Source organism: Protofrankia sp. CiP1_Cm_nod3 (genome assembly GCF_982290655.1).
The window spans coordinates 1-9,316 of the sequence record NZ_CEVIVD010000057.1; the positions used below are offsets into that span (position 1 = coordinate 1).

At 72.7% G+C, this 9,316-nt stretch carries 4 protein-coding genes; 1 reads left to right on the forward strand and 3 read right to left on the reverse strand.

What is annotated here, in order from left to right; genetic code table 11:
• Position 1: 1 nt before the first annotated feature.
• Positions 2-1,837 carry a DEAD/DEAH box helicase gene (locus AC5LUJ_RS12945; protein ID WP_250284379.1) on the reverse strand — a complete coding sequence of 612 codons (1,836 nt, stop codon included), beginning with the start codon at positions 1,835-1,837 and terminating at the stop codon, positions 2-4.
• Between the two features lie 575 nt (positions 1,838-2,412).
• Here AC5LUJ_RS12945 and AC5LUJ_RS12950 point away from each other — a divergent pair.
• A complete protein-coding gene (locus AC5LUJ_RS12950; protein ID WP_250284381.1) occupies positions 2,413-3,837 on the forward strand; it encodes a helix-turn-helix domain-containing protein in 1,425 nt (474 codons plus the stop codon).
• Between the two features lie 86 nt (positions 3,838-3,923).
• Here the strand turns inward: AC5LUJ_RS12950 and AC5LUJ_RS12955 are convergent, their stop codons facing one another.
• Entirely contained in the window at positions 3,924-6,500 is a 2,577-nt protein-coding gene (locus AC5LUJ_RS12955) for a RelA/SpoT family protein (RefSeq protein ID WP_250284384.1), read from the reverse strand.
• A 172-nt stretch (positions 6,501-6,672) separates the two neighbouring features.
• Positions 6,673-8,910: a RelA/SpoT family protein gene (locus AC5LUJ_RS12960; protein ID WP_493465001.1), complete on the reverse strand. Its 2,238-nt coding sequence runs from the start codon at positions 8,908-8,910 to the stop codon at positions 6,673-6,675.
• Between the last annotated feature and the right edge of the window lie 406 nt (positions 8,911-9,316).

Consider the following 9,316-nt stretch of genomic DNA (forward strand, 5'->3'; position numbering starts at 1 on the left):
GCTATCCGGGGGGCCCCCAACGGCGGACGGTGTCGATGCGGGCGCGTAGCTGGGCGGCGGTGGCCTGGCCGGTTGCCGGGCCGCCGCAGGTCCGTCGCAGCTCGCCGTGGATCGCCCCGTGCGGGCGGCCGGTGCGGTGGTGGTGGGCCGCGACCAGCCGGTTGAGCTCCCGGCGGAGTTCGGCGATCACCTCGTGGGTCGGACGGTTGTCCGTGGCCTGCGCGGCCGGGCTGTCCGCCTCGGCGGCGCGGGCCGCCGGGACCGTCTGTCCGGAGGCGCCCGGGGCGGGGCGGCCGGCGGGGTCCTGGCGGCCCTCGGTGCGCTCCTGCCGGCGCCGGGCAGCGAGCTGGGCGGCTTCCCGCTGTTTGAGCAGGACGGCGACCTGGTCGGGCTCGAGCAGGCCGGGCAGCCCGAGGAAGTCCTCCTCCTCGGCGGAGCCGGCGGCGGCCTGGGTGCCGAACTCGCCGCCGTCGAAGATGACCCGGTCGAGATGCGCCGAGGAGCCCAGCGCGGTGAAGGACCGTTCGGGCAGGTCGGGGACGTCCCGGCGCCGGTTGGCCTCGCGCAGGGCGGCGTCGTCGAAGGCGTCCGGTTCGCGCAGGGGCTTGTCCAGCGCGTGGTCACGCTGGACCTCCATCTCGCCGGCGAGCGCGAGCAGCGTCGGAACGCTGGGCAGGAAGACGGAGGCGGTTTCCGCCCGGCCCCGGCCGCGGACGAACCGGCCGACGGCCTGGGCGAAGAACAGCGGGGTGGCCACGGAGGTGGCGTAGACCCCGACGGCCAGACGTGGGACGTCCACGCCTTCGCTGACCATCCGGACGGCGACCATCCACCGTTGCCGCGACTCCCGGAAATTCGCGATCTTCGAGCTGGCGGTGGGGTCGTCGGAGAGCACCACCACCGGCTCGGTGCCGCTGACCCGGCGCAGGATCCCGGCGTAGGCGCGGGCGCTGGCGTGATCGCTGGCGATCACCAGCCCGCCGGCGTCCGCCATCCCACCGGCCTGGATCTGGGACAGCCGGGTGTCGGCGGCGGCGAGGACGGCGGGGATCCAGTTGCCGCGGGCGTCGAGGGCGGTGCGCCACGCCGCGGCGGTCTGCTCGTTGTTCAGCGGCTCGCCGAGCCGGGCGGACAGCTCGTGCCCGGCGCTCGTCCGCCAGGTCATCTCCCCGGAGTAGGCCAGGAACAGCACCGGGCGCACCACCGCGTCACGCAGCGCGTCGGCGTAGCCGTAGGAGGAGTCGGCGACGCTGCGCGTCACTCCGTCCGGCCCGGGCAGGTAGGTGACGAACGGGATGGGGTTGACGTCCGAGCGGAAGGGGGTGCCGGTGAGCGCGAGGCGCCGGGTCGCGGGGGTGAACGCCTCCCGGACGGCGTCACCCCAGGACAGGGCGTCGCCGGCATGGTGGATCTCGTCGAGGATCACCAGGGTGCGGCGGCGTTCGCAGCGCAGCCGGTGCAGCGCGGGATGCGCTGCCACCTGGGCGTAGGTGAGCACCACGCCGGTGTAGTCCGAGGAGGTGGCCCCGGCGGTGTTGCGGAAGGCCGGGTCGAGGGAGATGCCGACCTCCGCCGCCGCGTCGGCCCACTGCCGTTTCAGGTGCTCGGTCGGCGCCACCACCGTGACCGCGCGCACCACGCCGTCGTGCAGCAGGTCGGACGCGACGCGCAGCGCGAAGGTCGTCTTGCCCGCGCCCGGGGTGGCGACGGCCAGGAAGTCGCGTGCGCCGGAGCCCGCCCGGGTCCGGTAGGTGGCCAGGGCGGCCTCCTGCCAGGCTCGTAACGGACGGCGATTCGCCGGGGACGGTGAAGCGTCATCGAAGAGGCCTGCACGCACAGGACAGACTCTACGGGCTGCCTGCCGCAGGCCGTCACCGGAGCTCACCGAGCGCGCTCGGAAGCATCCATTTCCCGCCTGCGAATGTGACCGACAGCACCCGGCATCACCGCATGTGCGGGAATCCACATGCATGTGTACCGGTGCCGGCCGGTGCGCTTCCCACCGCGCGCCGACGGGCGGCCGGGTGCTGTTCTCCGGTGCCCGCGCCCTGCCATCCGCGCTCCGCCATGTACGCACATTCAGTAAACGGCGGCCGGCGGGGCGCTGACGTGCCATCAACCATGTCGTCAACTGTGTCGCCGATAACAAAATTGCCGGGAAATGATTCTGGAACGCACGGGCCGGGCCGCGGGACCGGAGCCGTCCAGCCGCGCGAAGGGCGCCGCCCGGAGGCCGGACGGAACGGCGTGCTGCCGCCGTCCGGCTGCCGTACAACCAGGTCATTACCGCACAAGGCATGGCGGCGGGACGCGGGGCAGCGGCCGGCGGCTGCCACAGGCGGTGGGAGGGCGGCGACCAGCGGCCATAAGGCCATGGATAAACTCTTTTACCGGGGGGCCATACGGGGGCTGATGGACGGCGAAAGGCAGACGATGACTCCGGCGAGCAGTGCCCTTACGACTGCCGTTTCCCGTCCGTCCGTACGCACCCCCAACATCCGGCTGCGAAACTGCCGGGAGGAACGGGGCTGGTCGCAGGAACAACTGGCCATGGAGCTGCGTGACTTCGCCGCCAGCCGCGAAGGGCGTGAGGCCGGCGTCACCGGCAACATGGTCTGCAAGTGGGAGAAAGGCGACAAGAAGCCCAGTCTTCGTTACCAACGGCTGCTGGGAGCTCTCTTTCAGCGAACATCCGGGGAACTCGGGTTCATCGAGAACGACACCGCCCACACCGCCGGTACTACCAGCACCGCCGACATCGTCGGTACTGTCGGTGACATCGCGGCCGGGCCCAGGCCGGCGCACCTGTCCGGGCCGTCGCGGCCGGGCGCGGAACAGCGCCCCTTCCTCCGGCTGGTCGCGGCGGCCGAGGACGCCACGACCGTGTCGCCTGACACCCGGCCGCCATGGGAGCGACTTTCCGTGGCATTACGGCAGCAGGCCGTGGCCACCCCGTCGGTCGTCGGCAGTCTCTCCGCCCGCACCGCCGGCCTGTTCGGGCTGGAGGAGCGGGTACCGGCCCACCGGCTGATGGAACGGGTGACCGCGCAGCTGGCCGCCCTCAGCCGTCTACTGGAGGCCGCGCCACGCTCGGCGGTGCGCCAGGCGCTGGCTGTCACCGCCGGTGAGACCGCCGCGCTGGCCGGCTGGCTCGCCTTCGACATGCGCAACAGCGCCGACGCCCGCGCCTACTACCGCGTCGCGGCCGAGGTCGCCCAGGAGACCGGCGACGACGCCCTGCTGGCATGCGTGCTCGGCTACGAAAGCTTCCAGTCGAGTATGAACGGACGGCCGGACAAGGCCTGTGCGCTGCTCGCCGAGGCCCAGCGTCACGCCGCGCACGGCGGCAGCCCGATGACCTGCGCCTGGCTGGCCGCCCGGGAGGCCGAGGAGCAGGCCCACCAGGGGGACCGCGACGCGGCGCTGCGCGCGCTCGACCGCGCCGTCGACGCCTTCGAGCAGGCCACCCCGGCCGACGACCGGGTGTGGACGCAGTTCTTCGACCGTTCCCGCCTCGACGGGATGCGGGTCACCACCTTCACCCGGCTGCGCCGCCCGGACGCGGCCCGCGCGACCGCCCTCGAGGGGCTGCGGACGACCAGCCCGACCACCACCAAGAAGCGTTCCCTGCTGCTGAGCGCCGTCGCCGAGGTGCACATTCAGCAACGGGAGATCGAACAGGCCTGCCAGTTCGCCGCTGACGCCCTGGCGATCGTGGCGCAGACGGACTTCTCGCTCGGCCTGACCCGCATCCTGCACATCCGTGATCACCTGTCGCCCTGGCGCGGCATCCAGGCGGTACGTGACCTCGACGAGCAGCTGCGGGTTCTGGTCTGAACGCCGGTGACCGGTGGGAACGGGCTCCCGCCGGCCACCGGTGGCGTATCGGGCGGCACGCGGGTGGCGCGCCAGGCGGACGGGGATCAGCCCGGCCTGGTGCCGGCACGGTAGCAGTCGTAGACGCCGCCGACCGTCCGTACGGCCGCGAGCAGCGCGTCCAGCTGTGCCGGGCCGGCGACCTCGACGGTGAAACGGGCCCGGGCCACCCGGTCCTCGGAGGTGATCGAGGAGGCGGAACGGACCGTGGCCGACACATCCGAGAGCATTTCGGTGATGTCCGCGAGCAGCCCGTGGCGGTCGAACGCCTCGACCGCGATCTCGGCGGGGAAGGTGCCCTCGGCCGACGGGAGCCAGGACGTCACCGCGACCCGATGGCGGTCGCTCGCGGCGTTCACGCACCGCAACCGGTGCACGGACACGGCGGGGCTGTGCGTGCTGGTGAACCCGACGACGTCGTCCCCGGGCAGTGGGAGACAACAGCGGGCGGGACGGACCGGGACACCGCTGCGGCCGTCGATGGCGGCCGTCCCCGCCCAGGTGAGGGCCTCGTCCATGTCCCGTGACCGCCGCCGGCTCCGCCTGCTGTGGGCCTTGCGCGCCCCCGGATCCGGCGCCTGCGCCGGTGTGGGTGCCGGTGTGGGCAGGGCCGCCGGAACGGGCGGGCTCACCAGGCCCGCCGGGGATGGTGGGGCGGCGGGGCCGACGGCGGCGGCCACGGGCCACGGGGCCGCGGGCCACGGGGCCGTGGCCGCGGGCCGGTCGGAGGCTTCCGGGGCGGTGCCGGTGCCGGCCCTGGGGGCGGCGCCGACGCCGCTGCCGGCATCACTGTCACTGCCGTCACTGTCACTGTGATCACAGTCACTGTCATCACTGTTGATGTCACCGCCGGTGCCGATGCCGGTGCCGGTGTCCGGATGCTGGCTGCCGGGGGGGAGCGGGCCAGGATCCCGGGTATCGTCCTGGCGGGCATCCGGGTGTCCCGGCTGCCGGTCAGCGGGGTGTCCGGGATCCGGCTGCTGGCCGCTGGTCTCCCGCCGCTGCCTGGTCAGCCCACGGCGGATCCGTACCCGGGCCCGGGAGGTCTTGACGAAATCCAGCCAGTCCTCGGAGGGGCCGGCGTCCGGCAGCCCCGAGCGCAGGATCTCCACCACGTCGCCGTTGCGCAGCCGGGTGTGCAGCGGGACCAGCCGGCCGTTGACCCGCGCGCCGATGGCCCGGTGCCCGAGTTCGGTGTGGACGGCGTAGGCGAGGTCGACCGGCGTGGACCGCGCCGGCAGCGCGATGATCCGCCCCTTGGGGGTGAAGATGAGCACCTCGTCGGAGTCGAGGTCCGCCGACAGCGACTCCAGGAACTCGCCGGGATCCTTGGCGTCGCCCTCCCAGTCGAGCAGGCTGTGCAGCCAGGCCAGGCCCTCCAGCCGGGCGCCGTCCGCGGACGGCCCGACCGGCCGGGCGATGATCCCGGTCTCGGCGAGCCGGTGCATCGCGTCCGTACGGATCTGGATGTCGACGGGCTTGCCGGCCGGGTCCATGACGGTGGTGTGCAGCGACTGGTACATGTTGAACTTGGGCGTGGCCACGAAGTCGCGCAGCCGCCCCGGCGCCGGTCGCCACAGGGCGTGTACTTCCCCGAGCGCCTCGTAACAATCGGTGATTGAATCGACGAGAATCAGGACGCGGGCGATGTCGTTGTAGTCCCGTGCCTCGAAGCCGCGCTCCTGGGCCCGCTTGTAGATCGAGAAGAGGTGGCTGGTGCGGGCCGAGACCCTGGCGTCGATGCGCGCCTCGGCCAGGCCGCTGGCAAGCTTGTCGACGACCGAGGCGAGCTGGCCGGACTCACCCTCCGCGGCCGTGAAGGTGTCGACCACCGCCTGGATCCGGGTGTACTCGTCGGGATACAGGACGGCGAACGACCGGTCCTCCAACTCCCGCTTGATGACGTTCACGCCGAGCCGGTGCGCCAGCGGCGCGAGGATCTCCAGCGTCACCCGGGCGATGCGCGCCTGCTTGGGCGGGGACTTGAAGCCGAGGGTCCGCATGTTGTGCAGCCGGTCGGCGATCTTGATGAGCAGGACCCGGTAGTCCCTGGCCAGCGCGACGATCAGTTTCCGCAGCGTCTCGGCCTCGGCCGCGTCCCCGAAACGCATCTTGTCGAGCTTGGTCACCCCGTCGACGAGGTTGGCGACCTCCGGGCCGAAGTCCGCCGTGACGGCCTCCAGGGTGTAGCCGGTGTCCTCGACCGTGTCGTGCAGGAGGGCCGCGACGACGGTGGTGGTGTCCACCCCGAGCTCGGCGAGGATGTCGGTGACCGCCAGCGGATGGGTGATGTACGGATCGCCGCTGTGCCGCATCTGGCCGGCGTGCTGGCGGTTGGCGACCTCGTAGGCGCGGACGATGAGAGCGACGTCGGCCTTGGGATGGTGCTGGCAGTGCCTGTCGATGATCCCCCGCAGGACGGGTGGTACGAGTGGCTCCGGGGGCGAACTTCGGGCCGCCGCCACCCGGCGGGCGAGGTGGGCCAGCCGGCTGCCGGCCAGCCAGGCGGCCGCGAGGGTCCGTGAGGCGTCCTCCCCACCGCCGGCCTGCCCCCCGCTGGATCGGTCCATCCGCGCGGGCAGCGCCGCGCCCTGCATCCCGGCACCTACGATCTCAGCGTCCATAGTGCTCCCCCTCGATACGTCCCGGTGCCTCGGTGCGCCCCGGCGCGGAACAGCTCCGTGCCCCCGCCGTCCGCCGGTGACAGCCCCCCGTCACGGCGACATCGACGACGCGGACCCGGCCGGCGGCCCCTCCCGCCGGGAACCGCCGGATCCCCCCACCGCACCAGCATGGTCAGCACCTCGCCCCGGAGGCGATCCGGTAACAGTCGTGCACACCGTCGATCGAGCGCACGGCGTCCCGGATGTGGCCGAGATGCTTGGTGTCCCCCATCTCGAAGGTGAACCGGCTGACCGCGTGCTGGTCCTTGGTCGTCGTCACCGACGCCGAGAGGATGTTGACATGGTGGTTGGTCAACACCCGGGTGACGTCGGAGAGCAGACGCGTGCGGTCGGTCGCCTCGACCTGGATGACGACGAGGAACACCGACCCCGAGGAGGCGGCCCACTCGACCGGCACCGTCCGGTCACGAGAACTATTACACAAAGTAGCCAGATTCGGGCAGTCCTGGCGGTGGACCGAGACGCCCTTGCCCCGGGTGACGAACCCGGCGATCGCGTCCCCGGGCATCGGTGTGCAGCAGTGGGCGAGCTTCGACCACACGTCCTCGGCGCCGTTGACGATCACCCCCGGGTCGCCGGCCGTCCGTTGCAGGGCGCGGGTGGGCAGCGCGGTCTCGGCGACGTCCTCGGCCGCGCCCTCCGGCCCGCCCAGCGCGGCCAGCAGGCGGCCCACCACGTGCTGGGCGCTGATGGTCTTCTCACCGATCGCGGCGTACAGCGCGGAGACGTCCTGGTAGCGCAGGTCCTTGGCCAGGCTGGGCAGCGTGTCGCCGCTCATCAGGCGGGTCAGCGGCAGGCCGTGGCGGCGCATCATCCGGGCGATCGCGTCCCGGCCGGCGACGATGGCGTCCTCCCGCCGCTCCCGCGCGTGCCACTGACGGATCTTCGTACGGGCCCGGGAGGAACGGACGAAGGTCAGCCAGTCCTCGCTCGGGCCCGCCGAGTGCGCCCGGGAGGTGAAGATCTCGACGGTGTCCCCGTTGTCCAGCGGGGTGTCCAGCGCGACGAGCCGGCCGTTGACCCGCGCGCCCACGCACTGGTTGCCCACGTCGGTGTGGACGGCGTAGGCGAAGTCGACCGGGGTCGCCCCCTCCGGCAGCGCGATCACGTCCCCCTTGGGGGTGAACACGAAGACCTCGTCGGTGTGCAGGTCGAACCGCAGGCTGTCGAGGAACTCGCCGGGTCCGGCGCTCTCCCGCTGCCAGTCGAGGATCTGGCGCAGCCAGGCGGTCTGGTCACCCCCCGCGGAGGCGCGCCGGGAACGGCCGCCGCCCCGGGAGCCGCCGTCGGCGAGCCCGAGAGCACCCGCCCTGCTCTCCCCGGAGGGCCGGGCGCCGACGCCGTCCTCCTTGTACTTCCAGTGCGCCGCGATCCCGTACTCGGCCCGGTTGTGCATCGCGTGCGTGCGGATCTGCAGTTCGACGGGCTTGCCCTCGGGGCCGATCACCGTCGTGTGCAGCGACTGGTACATGTTGAACTTGGGCATCGCGATGTAGTCCTTGAACCGGCCCGGGATCGGCTTCCAGTTCGCGTGGATGGTGCCCAGGGAGGCGTAGCAGTCCCGCAGGGAGTCGACCAGCACCCGGATACCGACCAGGTCGTGGATGTCGTCGAAGGACCGGCCGCGGACCACCATCTTCTGGTAGATCGAGTAGTAGTGCTTGGGCCGGCCGGTGACGACGGCCCTGATCTTCGCCTCGGCCAGGTGCGCCTGCACCTGCGTCACCACCGCGGTGATGTAGGTGTCCCGGCTCGGCGCACGGTCGGCCACCAGCCGGACGATCTCGTCGTAGCGCTTCGGGTAGAGCGTCGCGAAGGCGAGGTCCTCCAGCTCCCACTTCAGCGAGTTCATCCCGAGCCGGTGGGCCAGCGGAGCGTAGATCTCCAGGGTCTCCCGGGCCTTGCGCTCCTGCTTGTGCTCGGGCAGGAAGCGCAGCGTGCGCATGTTGTGCAGACGGGCGGCAAGCTTGATCACGAGGGCCCGGGGGTCGCGGGCCATCGCGACCACCATCCGCCGGATCGTCTCGGCCTGGGCGGCCTCGCCGACCTTCACCCGGTGCAGCTTCATCACCGCGTCGAGCACCAGCGCGACGTGGTCGCCGAACTCGTCCTGGATGCGCTCAGGCGTCATGCCGGCCTGGCCGACGGTGCCGTGCAGGAGCGCGGCGCACAGGGTCGGCGTGTCCATCCCGAGATCGGCGAGGATGCTCGCGACCGCGACCGGATGGGTGATGTAGGGATGGCCGGAGAGGCGGACCTGGCCGGCGTGCACCCCCGCCGCGGTCTCGAAGGCCTGGTAGACCGGGCCGACGTCGGCCCGCGGATGGTTCGCGAGCAGGCCGCGCAGCACCGGGTCCAGCAGTGACGGCGGGGTCGCCCGATGCGACGCGAGCCTGGGGAAACGCCCGCGGACCCGGCGGGGCAACGGCGGCGACTCGTGCCCGAGGCGCGGGACCACCGGCGAACCGTCATCGGGACCGAACTCACCGTAGTCGACAAGGAGCCCGGGCTGGCGCGTCGGCGAGGCCGGGGCGCCAGCCCGGGCGGGCGGAGCCGAGGCCGGCACGGCAGGTGGAGCCGGCGGGGTGGGCGGAGCCGAGGCCGGCACGGCGGGCGGAGCCGGCGGGGCGGATGGAGCCGAGGCCGCGGACGGAACCGGCGGGGGCGGGAGAACAGCCGGCGACGAGGGAGCCGGCTGGACGCCGTTGGCCGGCCGGGCGCCAGCCGGCTGGACGTCAACCGGTGGCTGGGGGTCG